The organism is Dyadobacter sp. CY326, from assembly GCF_021390515.1.
Taxonomy (GTDB): domain Bacteria; phylum Bacteroidota; class Bacteroidia; order Cytophagales; family Spirosomataceae; genus Dyadobacter.
Window position 1 is genome coordinate 204,297 of the sequence record NZ_JAJUXI010000006.1, and the last position, 25,634, is coordinate 229,930.

The 25,634-nt window shown below is 44.4% G+C and carries 13 protein-coding genes; 5 read left to right on the forward strand and 8 right to left on the reverse strand.

Features of this window, described 5'->3' with window-relative positions; genetic code table 11:
- Positions 1-74: 74 nt before the first annotated feature.
- Together LZG73_RS13710 and LZG73_RS13715 are read right to left on the reverse strand one after the other, a co-directional pair.
- On the reverse strand, positions 75-704 hold the full coding sequence (locus LZG73_RS13710; protein WP_233850407.1) for a DUF1016 N-terminal domain-containing protein: 630 nt from the start codon (positions 702-704) through the stop codon (positions 75-77).
- A gap of 133 nt (positions 705-837) precedes the next feature.
- Positions 838-3,819 (reverse strand): FAD-binding and (Fe-S)-binding domain-containing protein, encoded by a 2,982-nt coding sequence (locus LZG73_RS13715; RefSeq protein ID WP_233850419.1) that lies wholly within the window; start codon positions 3,817-3,819, stop codon positions 838-840.
- A gap of 421 nt (positions 3,820-4,240) precedes the next feature.
- On the opposite strand from LZG73_RS13715, the gene LZG73_RS13720 reads away from it, so the two are divergent.
- The 5 genes from LZG73_RS13720 to LZG73_RS13740 all read left to right on the forward strand — a co-directional run bounded on the left by LZG73_RS13720 (position 4,241) and on the right by LZG73_RS13740 (position 16,189).
- Complete coding sequence (locus tag LZG73_RS13720; RefSeq protein ID WP_233850421.1) at positions 4,241-7,303, forward strand: SusC/RagA family TonB-linked outer membrane protein; 3,063 nt, start codon at positions 4,241-4,243, stop codon at positions 7,301-7,303.
- An 18-nt stretch (positions 7,304-7,321) separates the two neighbouring features.
- Entirely contained in the window at positions 7,322-8,812 is a 1,491-nt protein-coding gene (locus LZG73_RS13725) for a RagB/SusD family nutrient uptake outer membrane protein (RefSeq protein ID WP_233850423.1), read from the forward strand.
- 85 nt (positions 8,813-8,897) lie between these two features.
- Entirely contained in the window at positions 8,898-9,479 is a 582-nt protein-coding gene (locus tag LZG73_RS13730) for a hypothetical protein (protein WP_233850426.1), read from the forward strand.
- Positions 9,476-12,817: a VCBS repeat-containing protein gene (locus LZG73_RS13735; protein ID WP_233850427.1), complete on the forward strand. Its 3,342-nt coding sequence runs from the start codon at positions 9,476-9,478 to the stop codon at positions 12,815-12,817. The genes LZG73_RS13730 and LZG73_RS13735 overlap by 4 nt, the downstream gene beginning before the upstream one ends.
- 51 nt (positions 12,818-12,868) lie before the next feature.
- Positions 12,869-16,189: a VCBS repeat-containing protein gene (locus tag LZG73_RS13740; protein WP_233850429.1), complete on the forward strand. Its 3,321-nt coding sequence runs from the start codon at positions 12,869-12,871 to the stop codon at positions 16,187-16,189.
- Here the strand turns inward: LZG73_RS13740 and LZG73_RS13745 are convergent.
- The 6 genes from LZG73_RS13745 to LZG73_RS13770 form a co-directional block, all read right to left on the reverse strand.
- On the reverse strand, positions 16,179-18,569 hold the full coding sequence (locus tag LZG73_RS13745; protein ID WP_233850439.1) for a TonB-dependent receptor: 2,391 nt from the start codon (positions 18,567-18,569) through the stop codon (positions 16,179-16,181). The two genes, LZG73_RS13740 and LZG73_RS13745, sit on opposite strands and share 11 nt — an antisense overlap.
- Positions 18,570-18,580: 11 nt before the next feature.
- Positions 18,581-19,792, reverse strand: coding sequence for a DUF4249 domain-containing protein (locus tag LZG73_RS13750; RefSeq protein WP_233850441.1), 1,212 nt, complete (start codon positions 19,790-19,792; stop codon positions 18,581-18,583).
- Between the two features lie 2 nt (positions 19,793-19,794).
- Positions 19,795-22,536 (reverse strand): TIM-barrel domain-containing protein, encoded by a 2,742-nt coding sequence (locus LZG73_RS13755; RefSeq protein ID WP_233850443.1) that lies wholly within the window; start codon positions 22,534-22,536, stop codon positions 19,795-19,797.
- Between the two features lie 93 nt (positions 22,537-22,629).
- Positions 22,630-23,670 carry a hypothetical protein gene (locus LZG73_RS13760; protein ID WP_233850445.1) on the reverse strand — a complete coding sequence of 347 codons (1,041 nt, stop codon included), beginning with the start codon at positions 23,668-23,670 and terminating at the stop codon, positions 22,630-22,632.
- Positions 23,671-23,689: 19 nt separating this feature from the next.
- The gene (locus LZG73_RS13765) at positions 23,690-24,694 is read right to left on the reverse strand and encodes a hypothetical protein (protein ID WP_233850447.1); all 1,005 of its coding nucleotides are present in this window, start codon (positions 24,692-24,694) and stop codon (positions 23,690-23,692) included.
- A gap of 122 nt (positions 24,695-24,816) precedes the next feature.
- Complete coding sequence (locus tag LZG73_RS13770; protein ID WP_233851016.1) at positions 24,817-25,605, reverse strand: SDR family oxidoreductase; 789 nt, start codon at positions 25,603-25,605, stop codon at positions 24,817-24,819.
- Positions 25,606-25,634 lie beyond the last annotated feature (29 nt).

The following is a 25,634-nucleotide window of genomic DNA, read 5'->3' on the forward strand; positions in this document are numbered from 1 at the left end:
CTGCGAATCCTAGTGAGTATTCGAAAATTTAGAAAGACTGTTTGCCAAATTCGAATAGCTTTTCCGCAATCTCCTCAGCCGATGGGAGCATCGTCTCGTACATTTTCGGTAGGTGATTTGAGGTGTTGTAAGTTGCAACGCCAATGGGTTGGGCGGCATTTCACGAAGTCGAATGTATAAGCATCCTTAACGGCAAGCAGCGCATGTTTGCTTATTTTTTCTGGTAGCGCTTCATCGAAATTTGTCTGATTAAGCAAGTATCGTTCAAACGTTTTGTTCTCAATTTGATTGATGAGAACATTCTTGGTCCAGCCGTGCTTCTTGGTTGCCAATATATAAAATTGCTTCTCCTGACTGCTCTTACATTTGGAGAAGATTGTGGTATGCTTGCTCCAACCAATTTCTCCAGCCAATGGCTGGAGATTTATATCTGATTGATAATCAGTATAAAACTGAACCATATACCAAATGTTAGTTGTCGAAAACCCGCTAATCCCAGGAAGTTCGAGTTGGAGCTCTTTGGATAATTTTGGGACGATGGATTTGCCCCAACTTTCAGCTTGCTTCTCAGCAATAGATTTGCCGATTTCCCAATAAAGATTAATTAATTTGACATTTACCTCACGCAGTGCTTCGTATTGCGCCTGCCTGATTTTGTCCTTGATAGTCAATATGAAGTCAACTTCCAATGTGCTCAAACTCATAGCGATCGATTTATGATTTGCATTGATACGCTAATGCAATAGATCGGTCACATTGAATTTGATTTTTTTACCACGAGGTTATCTAAATCTCCAGCCATTGGCTGGAGATTTACAATCGGCTAATAATCAACCCTTAAACCAGCGCCTCCCACAAAATCTCCGCAGGGTGTAGGGCGTGTCTTCCGGTTCCGTCGTGAATTTGATGACGGCAGCTGGTGCCGGGGGCGGCGATGATCACTTCTTCTGGTTGCTGGCGAACTGCTGGAAACAGGACAAGCTCGCCGATTTGCATGGAAATGTCGTAATGCTCTTTTTCGTAACCGAATGAACCGGCCATGCCGCAGCAGCCCGAAGGAATCAACTGCACCGTATAATTCTCAGGAAGCGAGAGCATTTTTTTTGTTGGTATAACAGTGGAAATGGCCTTTTGCTGGCAATGTCCATGCAATTTGATCAGCCGCTTCTGTTTCGTAAACTGATCTTTTGATATGTGTTTTAACTCGATTTCGCGAGCGATAAATTCGTCAAATTGCAATGCATTCTGCGCAAGCTTTTTGGCATCTTCAACAAATGCATCGCTCACAAGATCAGGATATTCGTCGCGGAATGTCAGGATTGCAGACGGTTCAATGCCGACGAGCGGGGTGTCGTAGGAAATCAAATCTTTCAAAAGTCTGATATTTTCTTCCGCAATTTTCTTGGCATCCTTCAAAAGTCCTTTTGACAACTGCGGCCTGCCAGACGGCGCATGGTTTGGAATAATCACTTCATAACCAAGCTTTTCCAATGCAAGAATTGATTTTTTCCCAATTTCAACATCATTATAATTGGTAAACTCATCACAGAAGAGATAAACCTTCCGGCCGGTTACCTTACTTGCATTGCGACTGTCAAACCATTTTTTCAACGTCGTGCTGTGCAGCAATGGCATCGTACGCTCCGGATGAAAACCAACCATGCGATTCGCGATTTTCCGAAGCGGCGCGTTTTTGAAAACCAGATTATAAGCCCAGGGGACATAACTAGCGATCCCGGTCATTTTGGAAAAGTTACCAACCAACCACGAACGCAGCGGAATTCCGTTTGCGTCATGATATTGCTGCAAAAATTCCATTTTCAATTTGGCAACATCCACATTGGACGGACATTCGCCTTTACAACCTTTGCAAGCAAGGCACAGGTCATAAACTTCCTTAATCTCCTTATGATCAAAGCGATTTTCCTTTGGAGAACGCGTCAGCATTTCCCTTAGAATGTTGGCGCGCGCACGCGTGGTGTCCTTTTCATTTCGCGTTGCCATGAAACTGGGGCACATGGTCCCGCCGCTCATTTGCGTTTTACGGCAGTCGCCCGAGCCGTTGCATTGCTCCGCGTGCTGTAAAATATCCTGGTCATGAAACCGGAAATGTGTCTTGAATTCAGGCGTCTGCTGGTCGGCTTCGTAGCGCAAAAACGTGTCCATAGGAGCCGTATCCACGATTTTTCCAGGATTGAAAATGTTGTTCGGGTCCCAGGCTTTTTTGATTTCCTTGAAAAGCTGATAATTATGCTCACCAACCATTTTTGGAATAAATTCGCCTCTTAACCGCCCGTCTCCATGCTCCCCGGAAAGAGAACCGTCATATTTTTTTACCAATTCGGCAATCTCCTCCGCAATCATCCTGAATTGCTTGTGACCTTCACTCGTTTTGAGGTTAATGATTGGGCGAAGGTGAATCTCACCCGTTCCGGCGTGCGCATAATGCACGGCAGACATGCCATTTTTCTTCAAAATCTCATTGAAATCGCGGATATAATCAGGTTGATCATAAACATCAACTGCCGTGTCTTCAATCACCGCAACGGCCTTTTCATCCCCTGGAATGTTGCCCAGCAAGCCCAAACCGGCTTTTCTCAACGACCAGATCTTTTTGGTGTCGTCTCCGAAAAGCAATGGATAGTGAAACCCAATGCCCGCTTCCTGCAACTCTTTAGTCATTTCAGCTGCAAGTGATTCAACTTCATCTTTCGTTTCGCGCGACAAGTCCACAACCAAAATGGCCGGAAATTTGCCATCGGGTTTATTTTTTACAAAAAAGGCGTTTTTCTTCTGTTCAACATTCGTAGCGGCACATTCGAGGACATAATCATCAATCAGTTCCACCGCATGCGGCTGATACTTTAATGTTAGGATCGTGGCTCGCAATGCTTCGTCAATGGTATCGCAATGTACGCAAACGAGCCCCTGCGTCTTAGGCGGAAGTGGGACAAGGTTAAGCTTGATTTCGGTCAAAAAGCATAACGTTCCTTCCGAACCTGCGATCAGACTGCACATGTTGAATGGCTGAACAGGCGCATTGGCACTGGCTTGATCGGCATAAGGTTCCGTATGCAAAAGCATATCCAATGCATAACCCGTGTTGCGTCTGCCAATGCTTGGTTTTGGGAAGTTTTTCCTTATTTCGGATTGATTTACAGGAGATTGTAAAATTTCATTTGTTTTAAGATAGATCTTATCCAGCAGCGTTGCGCTTCCATTTTTTCGCTGGGCGCTGGCAAGCAGATTTTTAAAATCATTGCCTTTAATGTCCTTAAACTCCACTTCCGAGCCGTCTGCCAAAATCGCTTTTACTTCCAGCGTGTGCTCTCTTGCGCTTCCATAAACGATTGAATTTGAGCCGCAGGAATTATTCCCAACCATCCCACCGATCATTGCGCGATTCGCAGTTGACGTCTCCGGACCAAAGTATAGTCCATAGGGTTTGAGTGCCATGTTGAGCTCATCGCGCACAACACCGGGCTGCACGCGCACCCATTTCTCGACCGCATTTATTTCAATGATTTTTGTAAAATTCCGCGAAACGTCCACAACAATGCCATTGCCCACAACCTGTCCGGCAAGCGACGTCCCGGCCGTTCTCGGGATCAGCGAAATGTGCTTTTCGGTTGCGTAAGCAATCAAGGTTTTAATGTCAGCAATGGACTTTGGAATGGCAACGGCAAGAGGCATTTCGCGGTAAGCGGAGGCGTCGGTTGCGTACAAAGTCCGCATGGTGTTATCGAAATGCAGTTCACCTTCAAGTTGGTTGGCAAGAAGACTCAAATCACTATGGGTTACAGGAAGCGGCGCGGTCATGGTGTTGGAAAACGGGAAATATCAGCACCAAAGTTACGAACAACGGGCAATGATTTCCAGCAAATATTTGCCAAAGTGTCAATCCCACCTGATTGTAAAAAATTAAACTTTAATTAAAATTTTTCAAAGATGTCGCCTCATTTGTACTTCTCAAATATAGTGTTTGCACTATAACTATATATTGCTATTTTTTGTCTGAAAAGTTGATTTTAAAGGACAATTTTAGGTAAGAGCGTATTGCATTTTCCGAACTATTTATATTATTTTGTATGACCGTCATTGAATAATTGTAACTATTTCGCATTTTAATTCAGTATAAATGGCCAATGCGTTGTTTTAGGGCCGTTTTTAGCGAAAAAATGGGATGATGTTAAAATGATACAAAGCGGCAATCAGATTTACCAAATCAATTATCTAACCTATGATGAATTTATCCCTTTATGAATTTCGTCAACACGATTCATCCCAAGCGAATCATGTTGTGACGAAAGAAAAACTATCAAGTCGAGGGGCAAGTCTACTTGCATTTTTGATGCTTCTTATCGGTGTAACTACAAGTGTTCTGGGACAGGACGTAAACGTCTCGGGGAAAGTGACAGACGCGAGAAGCGGCGGAGTTCCGGGTGTAACCATAACAATAAAAGGAAGCACAAAAGGAACGAACACGGACGTTGATGGAAATTATCAGATCAGCGTTCCGGGCAATGCGACATTGACTTTTAGTGCGATCGGCTTTGAAACGCAGGATGTCCCTGTTGGCAACAAATCAACATTAAATGTAGTGCTAGGCGAAGACATTAAGGCACTCGAAGAAGTGGTTGTTGTCGGTTATGGAACGGTTAAGAAAAAAGACGCAACCGGTGCTGTTTCTGCTTTGGGCTCAAAAGATTTCCAAAAAGGAATTGTAACATCTCCTGAGCAATTGATGCAGGGACGTGTTGCCGGTGTGCAGATTACCCAATCCAGCGGTGAGCCGGGCGGTGGTATTAATGTGCGTATCCGGGGAACGTCGTCTGTTTTGGGTGGAAACAACCCGCTATTTGTAATTGACGGTGTGCCTTTGAGTGGCGATAACACTTCGTCAGGCGGTGACAACCAGGGTGTTGGTCGTCAGCCAGCGAAAAACCCGCTTAACTTCCTTAACCCGGACGATATTGCAAGCATGGACATCCTTAAAGATGCTTCTGCAACAGCGATCTACGGTTCACGGGGAGCGAATGGTGTTGTTTTGATTACCACAAAAAGAGGAAAAGGGAAAGGTGCCCTTGATTATGGATATTCATTGGGTATCAGCAACATTACTAAAAAATATGACCTGCTGAACGCGCAGGAATACAAGGCGGCAGGCGGACAGGATCAGGGTTCTGACACGGACTGGCAGGACCTGTTGTTCAGAACGGCATTGACGCACCAGCACAATCTTTCTTATGGCGGCGGTGATGCATCAGGAAACTATCGTTTTTCTCTTGGTTATATGAACCAGGACGGGATTGTTCAAACATCTAATGTGAAGCGTTACAGCGTTGGTTTCAGCGGAACGAAGAAATTCATCGGCGACAAACTGACTATCGGAAGCAACCTGAACTTTGCAAATACACAAGACACAGGCGTTCCGATTTCTGAGAACATTGGTTTTGAAGGTGACTTGATGGGGAGTATTTTGAAAGCGAATCCAACCCGCCCTGCTTACCGTGGCGACACATTGAACCAGTCGACAACTACGGAACCGAACCCGCTTGCATTTGTCAATCTTTCAAAAGATAACAGCAACACGCTTCGCGCATTGGGTAACATCAATGCAGAATTGGAGATTTTCACCGGCTTGAAATTTAAAACCGTTCTTGGTTTTGACAAATCAATGTCTACGAGAAAGCAGGCTTATTCAAGAGACCTTGTTGTTGCCGGGATCGAAAAAATCGGTCGCGTTTACATTCGTGACGTGGAAAGCAACAACCAGTTGATGGAAAACTATTTCACTTATGATAAGGAAATCGGAAACGTAACATTGAATGCGCTTTTGGGTTATTCTTATCAGAGTTTTGAAAACGGAAGCAAAAACGTTGCAGCCGCCAACTTCCGTACGAATGACCTGGACTTGATGATCAATAACTTGGGTATAGCCGGAACCGTTAACATTAAAGACGGAACAGCATTGTCAAGCGTCGGTTCTGTTATCCAGAATTCAAGTTATGTGAAAGATGAGCTACAATCTTATTTTGGTCGTGTTAACTTAGGTTTTGGAAGCAAATATTTGTTCACAGGAACATTGCGCGTGGATGGTTCTTCTAAATTTGGTGGAAACAACAAATATGGTTATTTCCCATCAGGAGCATTCAAATGGAAACTGGTTGAAGAAGATTTCGTTCCTAAAACGGTTTTTACAGATCTTTCGCTTAGAATTGGATATGGTGTAACGGGTAACCAGGCGATCCCTCACAACGTCTACGACAGACGTGACAGATACAGCGATTACGCAATCAACCAGGGTGGTGACGGCATTACAGGTGGTGGTTTGAATGCAGTTGCCTTTAACAACCCGGATTTGAAATGGGAATCAACAGCAGCATTTAACTTCGGACTTGACTTCTCCATCTTGAAAGGAAGATTGAGCGGAACGGTTGACCTTTATAATAAGAGCACAAAAGATCTTCTATTTAAAGTTGTTGCGGCGCAACCTGCACCAAATCCATTCGTTTATCGTAACCTGGATACAGACATTCAAAACCGCGGTATTGAACTGGCTTTGACCGGAGTTATTGTAGATGGAAAGAAATTCTCGTGGGAAATGGTCGTGAATGCATCTTATAACAAGAACCTTGTGAAAAACCTGATCGGAACATATGATACAGGTGAAATCAACGGACAAGGTTTATCAGGAGCATTTGCACAACGTTTGGCAGAAGGACAACCTTTGTTTGCTTACTTCCTTCGCGAGTTCGGCGGCTTTGACGACAACGGAAACTCACTTTATCCAAATGGTGACTTCCAGCAATTCCTGAACGGAAAAAGCCCGCTTCCAAAAGTTAACGCTGGTTTAACCAATAATTTAGCTTTTGGACCGTTTGATATGAGCCTGTTCTTCAATGGTGTTTTCGGTCATTATTTGTATTCCAACACTGCTAACGCTTTCTTTACACAAGGTTCGTTTGCAAACGGTCGTAACGTAACGAAAGCCGTTATCGGCAATGGAGAAGGAGCACTGAATGCTCCGGACGTTTCTACGCGATTCCTGGAAAAAGGTAACTTTGTTCGTTTGCAAAACCTTTCACTTGGATATCGTGTTCCGATGAAAAGCAACAAAGTGCTAAGCAATGCAAGAGTCTTCGTTACAGGCCAGAACTTGCTGACCATCACAAAGTATAGCGGTCAAGATCCAGAGGTAAGCACCAACAAATCGTTGAATGACATACCTTCTTTTGGAATAGATTATACCGCTTATCCAAGGGCAAGAACATGGACTGTTGGTGTTAATGTTTCATTCTAATTCAAATTCATTAAAAAAATGAAAACCAGTCAGATATATAAAGTAATGGTTACCGGGGTTTGCATGGCGACATTGTCGGCCTGTACGGACCTTGTTACCGACGAAAAGGACTCCGTAGTTAACAAAGTTGTAGAAGGCAATTTTGCTCCGGTGAATGTGGTTGAAGCACTTTCGTCTGCTTACAAAGATCTTTCAACCTATTCTGACCAGGCGGGTATTTATGCGCTTGGCGAACATACAACGGCAGAAATGATCCCACCAACACGCGGTGTTGACTGGGGTGACAACGGAGTTTGGCGGACTTTGGATCAGCACACTTGGGATGCTTCTCACTCGTACATTTTGAGCGCGTGGAATGCATTGAACCAGAGAGCTTATAAAGCAACCGAAATCATCGCATCCAATCCTACGGCTGTTCAGAAAGCTGAGGCGCAGTTCCTGAGAGCATACAACATGTATTGGGTAATGGATTATTGGGGCGCAGTTCCGGTTCGGGAAGTGACGCAGGGTGTGAATGACCTTCCGAAAGTGCTAACTCGCTCGGAAGCATTTGATTACATCATTAAGGATTTGGAAGAAGCACTTCCTAACCTGCCTAAAAAAGGCCCATCTGTTACAAACGGAACGGCTACGAAAGCAGCGGCAAATTTCCTTTTGGCTAAAATGTATCTGAACAAAGCTGTTTACAAAGGCGCTACACCAGAAGGTCCTTACACATTTGATAAGGCGGATATGGACAAAGTTGTTGCTTACGTAGACGCGGTCACAGCTGACGGATACGCTTTGGAAAAGGATTATTTCTCAGCATTTTCATCAAGCGCAAAGACCGAGCCTATCTTGAATGTTCAGGAAGGAACAGCTCAGAACCGTTGGATGATGACGTTGCACTACGGACAAAATCCATCAGGATGGAATGGTTTTGCAACATTGGCTGACTTTTATGACACATTCGAAGCAAAAGATACGCGTATCGGAAAGCCTGCTAAGAAAGATGGAACGCAGTTCTCTGGTATCAGCTATGGTTTCTTGATCGGTCAACAGTATGACGAAAAAGGTAAAGTCATTATTGATACACGTACGCAGAAGCCATTGCAATTCACGAAAGATGTGCCTTTGGCTGGTGCGGCAACTGATAAGGGGATTCGCGTTATCAAGTATCACCCTGCAAATGCTGGAAAATACATTCTGATGCGTTATGCTGAGGCTTATCTGATGAAAGCAGAAGCACAATTGAGAGGCGGAAACGCTGCGGGTGCTTTGACTCAGATCAATGCATTGAGAACATTGCGTGGCGCAACAGCACTGGCTTCCTTAACAGAAGCAAATCTATTTGAAGAAATCGGCCGCGAATTGTATTGGGAAGGTGGAAAAAGAACGACAGAAATTCGTTTTGGTAAATTCACAACTGGTGAGGGAACGTCTGTTAAAGAAGCCTACACAGTGCTTTATCCAATTCCATCTGCTGCTTTGGTTTCCAATGCTAACCTGGAACAAAATCCTGGATATTAAAATTTAAACCATATTTTTTGACAAAAATGCTCGATCATTTCGGGCATTTTTGTTTTTTATTGATAGATAAAATCATTTGCAAGTAATGACCCGTTGCTTACTTTTATTTTTCGCATTATTTGTTTTTAGTTGCAGTTCAAAAGATTCTTCCGATCAGGCAGCAGACCAGCTTTTTCAATCATTAAAAGAAAACGAGGCAAAGATCGTCGTCACAATTAATGGTAAAGCATTTTATCCAAAAGAAAGCGTTTTTTCAGGGCAGGCGCTTCTTTCCGATCAAATCATGAGTCTTACATTTACAGATCAGTTTGGCGGCAAAACCATGATCAACTTAGGAGGAGAGAAATGGTATGCTGGAAAGCCGATCAAGAAAGTAATCGGCGCGGATGGCCCCATTGAAACGAGCATTAAAATGGGAAAGATCATTGATAAAATAAATATGATCGGCGAAGGTTACATGATGGCGGAGGGCGAGATTACCGCAACATCATTTTCAAAAGATAAAATGGTTTTTCGCATTAAAGGAAAGGTCGGGAAATACAGTGATTTTCAGCAGCCCGACAAATACATTCCTGCGGAGGGCATCATCGTATATAAAAAGCCTAAACTTAGTTTGGGAAACATTACTGAAAAAGAAATTTTCAGCTCCTCGATATCAACTCAATGATCACAAAATACCTGGGCTACGTGCAAGCGGCAGCCATTTTTACCTTTTTGGTTTCTCTTTCTTCTTGCAAGGATTCCAGCAAACCGGATGCTTTATTTGAAGAAATGGATGCATCCGCAACTGGCATTGATTTCGTCAATAAGGTGGAGGATAGGGAGGATATCAACATCTTCAATTACCGGAATTTCTACAATGGCGGCGGCGTCTCGATCGGTGATATTAATAATGATGGTTTGCCGGACATTTACTTCACGGCCAACATGGGCGACAATAAGCTCTATCTCAATAAAGGCAATTTCAAGTTCGAGGACATTACAAACAAAGCTGGCGTGGCCGAGCCGATGAAATGGAGCACAGGCGTTGTCATGGTCGATATTAATGGAGACAATTTGCTCGATATTTATGTCTGCAACGCGGGTTATCAGAAATTTGTCAAAAAGCAGGGCAACTCGCTTTACATTAATAACGGCAACCTGACTTTCACTGAATCAGCGGCCAAATATGGCTTGAACGAAACGGGTTACACAACGCACGCAGCATTTCTGGATTATGATTTGGATGGCGATCTCGATGCCTATATTTTGAATAATAGTTTTATCCCGGTCAACACACTGAATTACGCAAACGACCGGACCACACGCGCAAAAGATTGGCCGGTGAAGGATTTTCTCAAAGGCGGCGGCGACAAGCTGCTGCGGAATGACGATGGGAAGTTCGTGGACGTCAGCGAGGAAGCGGGCATTTATGGGAGCCTGATCGGTTTCGGTTTGGGTGTCACGGTGGGCGACATCAATGGCGACCAATATCCCGACATTTACATTTGCAACGACTTTTACGAAAAGGATTATTTATATATCAATCAAAAAGACGGCACATTCTCCGAGGAGATTGAAAAACGCATTAAACACACTAGTCTGGCATCCATGGGCGCGGATATGGCAGACATTAACAATGACGGTTATCCCGAATTATTTGTCACAGACATGCTCCCACGCGATGAATATCGCTATAAAACGACCACTTCTTTTGAAAACCATTATCTCTTCAACTTGAAAAAAGAGAAAGGTTTTTACAATCAATACATGCAGAATAGCCTGCAATTCAACAATCAGGACGGGACATTCAGTGAAATAGCAAATTATTCGGGTGTTGCGGCGAGTGATTGGAGCTGGGGCGCGTTGATGTTTGATGCAGACAATGATTCGAAAACGGACATTTACGTCTGCAACGGCATTTATCATGACATTCTGGATCAGGATTTTATCGACTTTTTTGCTAATGAGGTGACGCAAAAAATGGTCATGTCGGGGGAGAAGGAGAATATGCAGAACATTATTGACAAGATGCCTTCCAATCCGGTGCCCAACAACTTTTTTCATAATGAAGGTGATTTGCAGTTTAAAGAGCGCGCGGATGAGTTTGGGCTGGGAACAAAATCCTTTTCAAACGGAGCGGCTTATGCGGATCTGGATAATGATGGCGACCTGGATCTGGTTGTGAACAATGTGAATCAAACCTGTTTTGTATATAAAAATAAGTCGGAAGCAAGGCCAGCAAAGAATCATTATATCAAGCTGAAATTAAGCGGAGAAGGCAAAAACACTTATGCAATTGGCTCAAAAATTGAGGTTTTCGCAGGCAAACAAATTTTTAGCAAACAGGTAAATCCTGCGCGCGGCTTCCAGTCCAGCACAGAATATCCGGTAACCATTGGTTTGGGAAAAATTGCTTCCATTGACTCCATTCGCATCATTTGGCCTAATAGAAAGGTCACAACTCATCCTAAAATCAATGCAGACACAACGCTTAATTTCAAGATCAATGACTCCGGAGAAGATTTTAAAAATCCGGTTCAGCAAAGGTCACTTTTGTTAACCGAAGTTGCTGCAAACGGCTTCGACGCGCACCTGGAAGACAAATACGAAGATTTTTACCACGAGCGAAACATTCCGATGTTGCTTTCGCAGGAAGGTCCGAAAGCTGCGATTGGCGATGTGGACGGCGATGGCAAGGCGGACGTTTATATTTGCGGGGCGAAGGGTCAGGGTGGACAGTTGTATTTGCAAAAAGGCACTTCGTTTGTCAAACGAACACAAAAAGTCTTCACAGATCTTTCGGGTTTTGAAGACACGGCGGCCACATTCTTCGATGCTGATGGCGACGGCGATCTCGATTTGGTTGTAGGAAGCGGCGGAAATGAAACCCTTGTGACCAGCCCGGATCTGCCTACAAGGCTTTATCTGAATGATGGAAAAGGCAACTTTGCAATTAACACACGCGCATTGCCGCCGAATTCCATGAACACGGCAGTGATCGTTGCGCACGATTATGACAATGACGGCGACGCCGACTTGTTTGTAGGAAGCCGCAGCGTGCCACGCGAATATGGTTCAAGTCCGAGAAGTTACTTGTATCAAAACGATGGCAAGGGCGTTTTCAAGGAAGTGGGCAAATCCATTGCGCCGGATATGGCGAAATTGGGCATGATCCGTGACGCAGCTTGGGCGGATGTGGACGGCGATAAATCCAAAGAACTGATCATTGCGGGCGATTGGATGGCGCCGGTTATTTTAAAATATAATGGCGGAAAATTCGAGCGGCTGACATCTGGTCTGGAACAGTTTGCGGGTTTTTGGGGCTGTTTGAAAGTGGCGGATATGGACAGCGACGGCGACCAGGACATTGTCTTTGGCAATATTGGCGAAAACTTTTCGCTAAAAGCATCCGCAAATTCACCGTTGAAAATCTGGATCAATGATTTCAATAAAAACGGAACCATTGAAAAAGTGATGACCAAAACGGTGGATTCGAAGGACATGCCGGTTTTATTGAAACGCGAGCTTACGACGCAGTTTCCATTTTTGAAAAAGGAAAGTCTCAAACATTCCGAATATGCCGAAAAATCGGTTCAGGATCTATTTCCGAAGGATCTGTTGCAAGCAGCAGTTGAGAAATCGGTGAATTACTTGAAATCTGCCGTGGCGGTTAACAATGGAAAAGGGCAGTTTACGATCAAAGAATTGCCGCACATGGCGCAAATTTCGTGTTTAAATGCCATTGAAAGCGCCGATGTAAATGCCGACGGAAAGCCTGATCTCATCGTAGGAGGAAATTACACGCACTTCATTCCGCAACTGGGAGCGCTGGACGCGTGCCGGGGCAATGTGTTGATCAATAAGGGCAATATGCAATTTGATTTGCTGCTGAGCACGCAGAGCGGCTATGCCATTGACGGCGAAGTGAAGCAGATCAGTCCGATCACCATTCAGGGCGCACCTTATCTTATCAATTTGGTAAGCAATGCGAAGCCCGTTCTTTTCAAGATTAACAAGCCATAAAGGCCTTTTTTAGCCATTCCAATGCTTTTTCAACAATCAATTAATAAAACATTGTTTTTTTTCTTGTTCCTCGCGGGCTTTTCCTGCTCCAAGGAAAAGGACTTGTCGGAATATGATTTTGATTTGCTGACAGCCGAAAAAACGGGGATTGATTTTGCCAACACATTGAAACCCACCAAAGATTTCAATATTTTCTACTACATGTATTTTTACAATGGCGGTGGAGTGGGAGCGGGTGATTTGAATAATGACGGACTTGTTGATCTGTGCTTTACAGGAAATCAGGAGCCTAACCGCATTTATTTAAACAAATCGGGGCTGAAATTCGAAGATGTTACAGAGAAGGCAAATTTCAAAGGTGAAAAGGGCTGGTCAAACGGAGTTTCCATTGTGGATATTAACCAGGATGGAATGCTTGATATTTACATCAGTCAGGTCGGAGATTTTGAGTCAATGAAAGGGCATAACCTGCTTTTTGTTTGTCAGGAAATAAAAAATGGCGTGCCGGTTTATGCTGAAAAGTCGAAAGATTATGGCCTCGATCTGGTTGTTTTTGGCACACAAGCCATGTTTTTTGATTATGATCTGGATGGCGATCTGGACATGTTTCAACTGAATCATTCGGTGCACCAGAACGGGACATTTGGCAGACGGGCGCTTTTTGAAAATGTATATCACCCGCTGGCGGGCGACAAGCTGTTCCGGAATGATGGCGGGAAATATATTGAAGTTTCCAAAACGACCGGCATTCACAGTTCTGCATTGGGTTATGGGCTCGGGTTAGGCGTCGGCGACATTAATTTTGACGGTTATCCTGACATGTATGTTGGCAATGATTTTCACGAAAATGATTATTTGTACATCAATCAAAAAAACGGCGCATTCCTGGATATGACCGATTCGTCGATCATGCACACGAGCCAGTTTTCAATGGGTGTGGATGTTGGGGATTTGAATAATGACATTTTCCCTGAAATTGTCTCGCTCGACATGCTTCCTTCCAATTACGAGATCCTCAAAAAATCGGAAGGAGAGGACATGTACAGCATTTTTAAATACAAGATCAGGCAGGGTTATAATTACCAGTTTGCCCGCAATAATCTGCAATACAACAACGGAAACAGCACATTTAGTGAAATCGGCATGTATTCGGGTGTGCATTCCACGGATTGGTCATGGGCAGCGCTTTTCTCTGATTTTAATAATGATGGTTTGAAAGATCTGTTCATTTCCAATGGCATTCCAAAGCGGATGAACGACACGGATTACATCAAATTTGTGTCCAGTGACGTGGTTCAGGAAAAGATCAGAAATAAAAATTTTGACGAAAACGACCCAGGGCTGGCGGAGAAACTGCCTGAAATAAAGCTTAATAACAAGTTTTTTGCTAACAAAGGCGACCTGGCTTTTAAGGATATGGACGGGCTGATCCGCAATGATCAGGTTTCTTATTCCAATGGTTCCGTTTACGCCGATCTGGACAATGATGGAGACTTGGACATTGTGACCAATAACATCAATGAGAGGGCTTTTGTCTACGAAAATCTGAATGATAAAAAGGCTTCCAAAAGTGCATTCACACGACTTTATCTGAAAGGAAAACAAGGAAATCGCAATGCAATTGGCACAAAATGTCTGGTTTTCAAGAAAGACAAAGTGCTGAGTTTTGAGAAATTTCCGGTTCGTGGTTTTCAGTCGAGCATGGAAGTTCCTGTGAACATGGGTCTGGGTCAAAAGGCGGATGTCGATTCCATGTTTGTCATTTGGCCGGATAACCGCTTCGAGGTCTTGAAACCGGCTGATTTAAAGGATTCATTGTCATTGGAATACAAGCCGGGACTTCCGGTTTTTGATTATCAAAAGTTCAAAGCAAGCCGCGAAAGCAAGGATTTTTCGTTTGAAGATATTGCTGCACAGCTGGGTGTGGACGTGAAGCATGAAGAGAATAATTTTGTTGAATTTGACCGTAACTCTCTCATTCCGTTTGAAGTAACAGCCGATGGGCCAGCATTAGCGATCGCGGACATTAACCACGATGGACTGGAAGACATATTTGTCGGTTCATCTAAAAGGCATAAAAACCATTTATTTCTCCAGACCAACACTGGAAAATTTAAAGAATCTGTTCAGCCTGCTTTGGCAAAAGACAGCACTTATGAAGAAGTAGGCGCTGAATGGGTAGACGTCAATCGCGACGGACATTTGGACCTGGTTGCGGCAACGGGAGGCAATGAATATGTCAACAATTCCGAGTTTCAGATGCCACGGGTCTATCTCAATGACGGCAAGGGAAACGTAAGTGCCAAAGCGGATGCATTTACGGGCATTTACGTCACGGCGTCCTGCGTTGTTCCGTTTGATTTTACGGGTGATGGCATTGTCGATCTTTTTATCGGCGGTCGTGCCGTTCCGCTTAATTATGGTGAAGTTCCAAAGTCTTATTTGCTGAAAAATGATGGTTCCGGCAAGTTTACGGATGTTACGAGTCAATATGCGAAGGAACTGTCTTCCATTGGTTATGTCAAGAACGCGCGGCTGGCAGATCTGGACAAGGATGGCGATCAGGACTTGTTGCTTGCATTGGAATGGGATGGCATTTGCATGATGCAAAATGATGGCAAAAGCTTTTCTAAAAAAATGCTAACTGACAAAAAAGGCTGGTGGAATTTCATCATGCCATATGACTTTGACGGAGATGGCGATCTGGATATTCTGGCTGGTAACCTGGGGGTTAACAACAGATTGAAAGCCAATGCGGAGCAGCCGGTGAAAATGTATATCAATGATTATGACGGCAACGGACGCAAAGAGCCGCTGTTAACTTACTTTTTGAACGGAAAAGAAGCGCTGTTTCCAACCAAACTGGAAATGGAAAAGCAGATGCCGGTTATTCGAAAAAAATACATTTTCGCAACAGACTTTGCCAAGGCCAGCATTGGCGATCTGGTGGGCGAGGATAAGATACAGGCTGCCCAGGTTTTAACTGCCAATTATTTTGAGAATGCTGTTTTGGTGAATGATGGAAAAGGGAATTTTACTGTAAAACCATTGGGATATAAAGCGCAATGGACGCCATTTTACGACGCGCAGATCATTGATGCAAATGGCGACAAACTGCCTGATGTCCTGATTATGGGCAATTTCTACAATTGCAACATTCAAATGGGCCGCTACGACGGCGATTTTGGAACCGTGCTCATTAACCGCGGCAACTGCAACTTCACACCCGAATCGCTAAAAGGATTGCAGGTCAAAGGCCAGGTTAAGCATTTGAAAAACATCAAATTGAAGGACGGGAATGCCATTGTCGCTGCAAGAAATGATGACAAACTGGTCGTGATCAGGAGGAAAAAGGACTCGCTTAAAAAGTAAAATTATAAGCGACCGTTGCGATGGGCGTTGCAAAAATATTGAGCTGATAACTTTTTGTCACCGCATTCTCCGTTTTGAAAAACACCGAATAAGCATTCTTGCGCGCGTAAAGATTGTAAATCGAGAACGTCCAGTGCCCCTGCCACTTGCGATTTTTCATGCTCGGGTTGTAAATGTTCCAGGCAAAATCGAGGCGGTGATAGTCGGAAATGCGCTTGTTGTTGCGCTTGTCGTAAAAAGGATAAATGTTGTTTTGATAATTAATGAATCCGATCGGCTCTGAATACGGCCTTCCTGTGCTGTATGCGAATGTAAACCCGAAAGAATTGTGACTGTCGACTGTGATGTCCAGCGACGCATTGAATGTATGCGGTTTGTCGTAATTGGCTGGATACCAGTCTCCACGGTTCACTTTTTCAATTAATGCCGCGTCCGCGTCAACAACATTCAGCGACCGTGCATACGTGTAATTTGCCCAGCCTTTCATCTTCCCTTTTTTCTTAGAAAGCATCATTTCCAGCCCATAGGAGCGATTTTTTCCCTGGATCAATTGCGTTTCCGGATATTGTTGCAAAAGGAAATCAGCTCCCGGTTTGTAATCAATGATGTTTTTGGCATTGCGATAATAACCTTCCAAGGTGATTTCATAAATGTTGTCATCGAACGATTGATAAAATCCTGCCGTGAAAAGGTGGCTGATCTGCGGCTTAATGTGCGTATCGCTCGTTTTCCAGCGCGAAGTAGGAATAGGCGTAGCTGTGTTTGAAACCACCTGAATGTATTGACGCATCAGGTTGTAGCCAAATTTCAATGAAATCCGGTCGTTCAATGCGTAGCGCAACCCGACCCGCGGCTCCGGCCCGCCGTATGCTTTTGAAATCTTGCCTTTGTTGTAAACCGTTGAGTCCACAACCGAAAAATCATCCCGAGGCTGACCCGACAAATAATTCCGGACAACAGACTTCCCCGTTGCCATGAACAAAGAATAGCGTAACCCAAGCGAAAGGGCCAGGTTTTTGGAGAAATTAATTTCATCATCAGCGTAAACTGCAACTTCACTTGCATGCTCGGTCGGCGTGCCGATGAAGTTGACGCTTTCGCTCAATCCGGGCAGTAACGAGCCCGGTTTTATCACATATTGGGTCGCAATTACGCCGGTTTCAAACTTGTGGTTGGTCAATTGATAATTCACATTGGACTTGATCTGCCGCTGCTCCACGGACGAGCGCAGCTTCACCACATTCCCGGTCGCCTGCTCAGCTGTGCCAATGTCTGGTGCATATTTCGCATAAATGGCCGTGGTCTGCAGGTTAACCTCCGAATTGATCACATGCAGCCAGCGCAGCATGCCATTGGTTGTAATGTGTTTGTAATAAGTGTCCGTCCCCACCACATTGGGAAGATTCGTCAAGAGGTCCGTTTTGAAATAATCATTGCTGTAATAGCCCATGAAAGTGAGCGTATTTTTGTTATCAATCTTCCAAAATGACTTGGTGGAAAGCTCGCCAAACTTGGCTCGAATGTTATTCAGCTGCTTGTCGAGCTTGGGAAGAATGAAGTCATTGAATGCACCACGGCCTGCCACGTAAATGCCCAATTTGCCTTTAATGATCGGCACATCCACCATTAAGCGATTGGAAACCAGGCTTATCCCGCCCTCGATTCTAAGCTTTTCCAGATTGGGATTTTTGGTAGAAATATCTAAAACAGAAGCAACCCGCCCGCCAAAACGAGCCGGCACATTGCCTTTGTACAAATCGAGGCTGTTGACCGTGTTCGGCGGGATAACCGAAAACAGGCCAAACATATGCGTAGGATTGAAAATCGGCGTGTCATCCAGCAAAATGAGCGTTTGGTCCGTGGTTCCGCCCCGAATGTTGACGCCGTTGGAGGCTTCGCCTACGCTCGAAACGCCCGGCAGCATTTGCAGGCTTCGCAAAATATCAAGCTCTCCGAAGGCCGAAGGCAGCTTTTCAAGCGTCTTAATGTTGATCTGCAAGGAGCCAAGAATGGGTTGCCGAATGGTTTGGTCAAAACCCTTGCTCGTAATGATCACCTCTTCCAACTGACTCGATGTGGTGGTCATTAATACATCGAAATGCGCTTTTTGCGTGCCGCTTTTGATAAAAACTTTAAACGATTCGTAACCCACATGCCGGATCACCAGCACGTGATCGCCGCTGGGCAGGTTAATGGTGAAATTGCCTTTTGCGTCCATTTCGGCAGCCGACCAGCTTTTCCTGTAATCCATTACGATAGAAGCACCCGGCAAAGGAGCAAGCGTCGCCGAATCGCGTACCGTGCCCGTGATCGTAAGGCCCTGCGCGAAGGCAGGGAGAACATTGACCAATAATAAAAAAAAACAGTATAATCGCTTCATTCACAAATCGTTTATTGCGTCCATTTCCAATCTTTTGGTAAAAATGGCGTGCGCGATCTGCTCTTTTTGCAAATGGCCAGGGGAATGTAAGGCCTTCCGGCCGAGCGCTCTTCCAGGATCGGATCGCGGTTGTGAATGGTCTTAAAAAGCTGGTTCAAAACGGCCGCATTCTTGATATTTTTCCGCCAAAGCATGGTTCTGTATTCTGCAACGGACGAGGCTGTAAAGAAACCGATAATCAGCTCGTTTTTGTCATTTTGGTTCATAACATTGCCCTGAATGGGCGCAGGTGGCGTGTCGGCCAGCGTCCCGGAATTATTCGCCTGATCCTGGATTAGTTTCAAAAAACGATAAGCATTGGGTGTGAGCGAGTTTTGCTGTAAGCTTACCAGGCATGGATTGGATTGTAAAAGCGGAATTTGTGCGACAAGCTTGTCCTTTTGCCCTTGTCCGTTGGTGTAAATGTCCGAGAAAATAGTGATGTCTTTGCTGTAAAAAATGTCCCAGCAAAGATCCTCACAAGTATAATCGTAAATGTCGTTGTATTTCAATGTCAGATCCTTAAAACAGTCACCATCGACGCCATTTTCAGCATCGAAAAGATAGTATTTTCCCTGGTTACAGGTTGTGCAGGTTTTTTGCAATTCCCACAGCGTCCATTGCCAGCGGTAGAAATTCTTCTCACCGGCTGGGTCGTCAAAATCAAGGTAAATGTCGTTGCTGGGCGTGAATTCGCCATAATATTCAGAAAGTTTCGGAATCCCTTTTGGATTGAAAACATCGTAAGCGCGTTTTACGGCGGAAACCGGCGGCATGACTTCGGCGGAAGACTTGTAATGTTTTCCATTTTCCGTCAAAAAATCCAGCTCATAAGCGTCTCCTACTCTTCCTTTAAAATTGGCAGGCAATTGATAGATGCCCGGCTCAACTTCCGTGAGGTCAAGGACTTGTGTGCCGTTTACAACGATCTTGGCCTTCGCTTTTTCCAGCGGCAATGTGGAAAGGCCCTTTGTCCAGATCGTTTGCGTGAACTCTGAGCTTTCGTTCGTTGCCTCTGGATTGGTTTTCGACAAGGTGATAAACTGCGGCCCATCCAGATCGGTAACCACGCCATCCACCACAACATATTCCTTTGCACTCTCGAAATTGACACTATAAGGCTCCACACAAGCCGTAATGCCGGTTATTATAAGGGTCAGCAAGAATGAAAGCCTGTAATTCATGGCTATTGAATAACTATTTTCTTTGTAAAAAACTGCCCGTGGTCGTTGTTAAGCCTCACCAGATATGCACCACTCGAAACATGTAAATCCAGGCCCAGATCCAGCATTTTTCCTTTGCTATGCTGCCCTAACGTGCTCTTATAGACTGAAATCCCGGCTATATTGTACACTTCCAACTCATAAAAGCCCGTTTCCGGAACGGTTACTTTTACCGACACACGTGACCCGGCTGGATTTGGAAACACAGTCAGCACAGAATCATTAACATTCGGTTCAGAACCCGTGATCACGTCGAGGCCGTCGCGTGTGACTGCAATGGCTGCCGTTGTATTGCAATCCCAGTCAAACTGCACTTTAAGCTGCTTGCCCAGCAAGTCATAATAAGCCGTGTTGTTCTTGAATTCAGTGCTGAGATACACAACAGGAATTGCTTGACCGTTAAGAGTGACGGCAGTAGGATTGGAAGTAAAGTTTTTTATTTCAAATGTTAAATGTCTTCCCGCAAGCGATTTATCAAAGCTTTTTGTCCGCTGAACCGTCACGTTAACCTGATCACTGGAAACCTTCCCGCCAAATTCAACAAGTTCAAATTTCGATTTCGCCAATGAATTTGGATCAACGCCGTCATCATGGAACATGGTGAATGAAGATGTGGGAACCGAAATGTCCTGGTAAAAGCGCACCGTCAGGCTGTCTGAATTATAATAGTCGGTTGATTTTTTAGTCGTGGAAGTGGACATTGGAATAAAGCTGCCGCCCCTGGCATAAACCGGAATATGATCCACAGTAAGTTTCGGGAAAATGTTCGCGTTGCCATTGTAAACTTCGTTGTTCCAAAAATTAAACCATTTTCCTGGCGGTAAAACGACTTTCCGTAACGGCATTCCATGGAGAAGAACGGGTGCAACCAGCAAATTTTCTCCAAAAAAATACTGATCGCTGATATTCCCAAGCGCCCTGACATTGTTGAAATAGTCCATCGGCAAACAGATAGGCCGTCCGGAAACGCTGTTTTTCCAGGCTAATGAATAAATGTATGGCAGCAGCTGGTAACGAACAGTCGCATATTTTTTGACCGTGGTGTAAAATGGCTCGCTGAGGTTGAATGGTTCTATATTCTCACGCTGGCCGGCGATTTTCAAAATTGGGGTGAATGTGCCGAATTGAAACCAACGCAGATCAAGTTCTTCGTCCTTTTCCGCCTTGTCTGACATGGTGATGGCCCCGCCCACATCCGAATGCATATAACCAAGCCCGGACATGCCAGACTGTAAAAGGATCGGGATTTGCAGCTTTAACCCAGCCCAGTAACGGCTAACATCGCCACTCCAAGGTAAAGCGCCGTATCGCTGCGAACCCGCCCAGCCAGACCTTGTCATGTGAAAAATTCGCTTTTCAGGAAAGTCTTTTGTGACGTTGTTGTAAAAGGTTTTGGACCAAAAAAGCGCATACAGATTGTGGATTTGAAAGGCGTTTCCCAGCTCGTGGACGGCATCCATCGGGTGTGGATCGGGCTCTGTCTTCTCGCTCCACCAGCCCGCAACACCCTGAACGGCCATTTTTTTATGTTTTTCCCAAAGCCAGGCTTGTGCGGCGGGTTTAAAAATATCAAGCAGTCCCGCCGTAGCAGTGCCTACATCCTGCGTGTAAGTTTGGGGGCTACTGGGTTTTTTTGCGAAAAGGGATTGCGTTTCGGCAGATTTATAATTGGTCGACTTCGTGCTAATGTAAGGATCTGCAGCGAGAATGGTTTTGACACCCTTATCAAGCAGGCTTTTTACCATTCCAGCCGAATTAGGCCAATTTTTTGTATCCCAATCCATATTACCGCGAACATTTTGACCGCCGTACCAATGCTGATCCAATGCCAGTGCATCCACCGGAAATCCCTGGTCTTGGAGCTTCGTAATGGCCACCGTCGCTTCACTCTCATTGTCGTAACCTGATTTCGACTGAATGTAACCGAAAGCCCAGCGCGGAGGCAGTGGCTGGCGGCCCGTCAGAAGCGTATAATTGGCAAGAATTTCGTCATTACTGTTCCCGTGGATCAGATAATAAGCCCACTTCCCGGTACTAGCCGACTCCACGCGCAGCAATGTTGAATCCACAGCGCCCACATACATCCGCATGGAACCCGGTCTGTCGCTATCGAATAACAGCCCATATTTGTGGGAAGAAATGATAAAGGGAACATTAAAACCTTGGGCTAAACCGGTGGACTGGTCAAAATATTCGTACTCCCAAGAGTTATAAAAGTCGAACCCTTTCCGATTAAGATCCGGGCCAAATGGCCGGCCGCCTGCGCCGTGAAAAACGTCTTTTGGATTAATGTTGAACAGGAAACTAACAGAATCCTTCGCTTGCACAAAACCCCTTGTTTCCTTGATCCTAATGTCCTTACCCGACTTCAGGGCGACATTCAACGGGAATTTATCAATGACTAACGTACACTTCTCGGAGCGGATTTCAATGTTATTATTGGTCTCAACAATGTTTTGAGCAGCGCTTGAAGGTGGAAGAATTATGGAAAAAGAACTATCAAGCGCAGGCGCATTTTTCGACGAAAGTGACTGAACCTTAAATATTTCCGGGCTGAATGCCTGAATAAGAAGCACTCCTTTGGTCCCCTGAATGATAATGCTTCCTTTCCCCTTTTCATGGCTTACATAATTTCCCGCACCCTGCCCAAAAGACAGTTTGCCAACGACGACAAAAAGCAAAGCCAGGAAGTATTTGTATATCATAAACTTAAAGACGACCGCACCCAGCGCACAATCCTAAATTAAGTCAAATAAATCAAATTTTCCTGGCTATTGTTTAATTATTTGGAAGTGGAGTTAATTGCAGTTTTCGTAATTGAATTTTGTGATCCAGGTTACCTTATTTCCGGGATAGTCGACTGTTAGCGTTGATGTTTCCGGAAGGCCATTCGGATTATATTGCCATACTGTATTTTCGATATATGGCTCACGATCGGGATAGGTCAATGTTTTTTTAACCATGTTATTTTGCTCACTTGACGCAAGAAAAATGTTAACATTATCAGGAATTCCTTTGTAACGGCGAGGAATCAGGAGTTCTGGATTCTTCTTGTTATCATATAATCGCCTTTCTGAATAGACCAGTTTTGACTGGTAATGACTTTCTACAAATATAAGATTGTCGTTAGCATCATATTCCACAACCAGCTCAGATTCGCCATACGAAGTCTTGATCAGCCTGCCTTTTGAGTCATATTTCGTGTTCTCGGTATCTGCAACAACAAGGATGCCATTCTTAAATTGAATAGTTGCTCCCGGACCTTGTTCGGTTTTTTGTTCTATTGCCTGTACCAAACCTTGTGGATCATATTTATAGTTTTTGGTAAGTTCAGTTTTATATGTTTTGGGCGCATAGTTGTCTCCCTGTACAATCGTGCTTATTTTGTTGGAAGATGATTGTACCAGATTGCCGTTGTAAATAAATGTTGTAATGTCATTTATCTCAATGCTGCCTTTTTTGTAAAAAGGGTAATCATTATAAGAGAAGAGGCCTTGCTGAAGCGTTAACTTACGGCGGCTAATTTCTGTCAGAAATCCATCAGCATTATACTTGAAGGCAAAGGTTTCATCTTCGCTGGACTTGGTAGGAAAGTCAGGGCTGCTGTTCTGAACATTATTTTCTACTGTTATGGATGTTAGTTTACCCTCATTATCATGTTTCAAATGCGATTCATAAATATAAGTGGTTGTATCGCTGTAACTGATTTGCTTGGTAGTATACGACTTTCCAATAAACCGGCAATTTGAAGATGGTTGAACCTCGTGGTCTTTCTTGCTACAAGAGAAAGAGAATGCCAAAACGGCAATTAAAGTAAATGTAAATCGATAGAGGCGCATTGTTGGGTTGATTATTGGTTTAATTGCAGTTTTCGTAACGATAAGTAGTCACCTGTTTTTGAACACTTCCCGGCTTATCAATTGAAGATGTTGAAGTTGTTGGCAAGCCAGTCGAATTGTATTCCCAAACTATGTTCTTTGTGTATCCGTCCTGACTCGGATAGGAGTAAGTGCTTTTTACTTGGTTGTTTTTGCCCTCTGTGTAGCGTAAGAACGGCATATCGTCAGGGATTCCTTTAAAGCGAAACGGAATAAGTGACTCGGGATTAATCTTATCATCATAGGTTCGTTTGTCTGTGAAGTTAAGGTTGGACTGAACGTAAGTTTGATACAATATAATGTTATCGTTGTCATCGTACGCTATGACGACATTGCCGGAGCTGGCAGTTCTTCCTTTTTCGTCATACTTGGCAGTAAGCGTGCCGTTCTGGTTTATAGTCGTGGCCCTGATGCCGTTTTGAAAAGTGGTGATGGACTTATCCCCATTGCGATTTGTTGAAATTGTTTGTTGAATGACGCCCTGAGCATCATACTTATAAGTTTTGCCTGCTTCATATTCGTAATTTTTTGGAGGGTTTTCGTCTCCCTTGACCACCGTTAGCGTTTTCCTCTGATACGATTCAATAAGCTTATTGGCGTAAATGAAAGTTGTCGTTTCATCGGTCTCAATTCTTCCTTTCTTGAATTGACCATAGTCATTGTATGAAATGTTGCCCGTATGATTAATGACTTCATGTCTCTTAATCTCCACTAAAAAACCTTCGGAATCATACTTGAAGGTGTAATTTTCTCCCTCGTTGACGGTTATTGGAAATTGTTTGCCCGGATTTTGATCACGTGTTTGCAACACAGAAAATTCAGTAAGTCGACCCTCATCATCCTGCTGGATGTGCGATTCATAAGTTTCGGTTGATTCGTATCCGGATGTGAGTTGCTCCAAGCGATAAGTTTTTCCTGCGAAGCGGCAGTTCTCAGGCGGCTTAACTTCATGGTCTTTTTTACTGCAAGAAATGGAAATCGCCAAAAAAGGCAATTAAGGTAAATGTAGATCGATAGAGGCGCATTGTTGGGGTTTGATACATTTGGAGTTGCGTCCAAATGTATCAAAGTAAACGCAGATATACTTAATTTTTTATAAAATTAATACTACAAACTCTCCGTTCTGCCGCCGTCGACGGGTAAGTTGATTCCGTTGATGCTGCCTGCTGCGGGGCTGCATAGGAATGCAACGGCTGCGGCGACTTCTTTGGCTTCGCTAAATCGGCGGATTGGGATCGTGGATTGTAATTCGCTGGCGATTTCGTCTTTTGATTTGCCTGAATTATTACTTCTCATTTCCAAAACGGCGTCCAAACGCGATGTAACTGTGTAACCCGGCAGCACATTGTTAGAAGTGATGCCAAACTGACCAAGTTCCAAAGACAATGTTTTGGACCAGCTTGCCACAGCGCCACGGATGGTGTTTGAAACGCCGAGCCCTACGATCGGCTGCTTTACAGAAGTGCTGATAATGTTCACAATGCGTCCGTAACCTGCCTTTTTCATTGACGGAACGACCGCTTGCGCCAGAAACTGATTATTAATCAGGTGCATTTGGAAGGTTTTGAGAAACTGGTCGGGTTCGGCTTCAATGATCGGACCGCCGGATGGGCCGCCGGTGTTGTTGATGAGAATGTGGACGTCGGGAACGAGGCGGAGATAATTTTCGATGGCTTCTTTTACATTTCCATGATCTGCAAAATCGGCTACAACATAGCGGTGAAGCTGTGCAGCAGAAGTGTCGAGTGAGTCAACGGCTTCGCGCAGTTTTTCTTCATTCCTTGCAACCAATGTAACATTAGCGCCTAATAATGCCAGTTCGATGGCAGTCGCGAGGCCAATTCCCTGTGTGCTCCCGCAAACCAATGCCGTTTTTCCTGTCAGATCCAGATTCATTGCTTTTGATTTTAATGCTTGTAATTCGT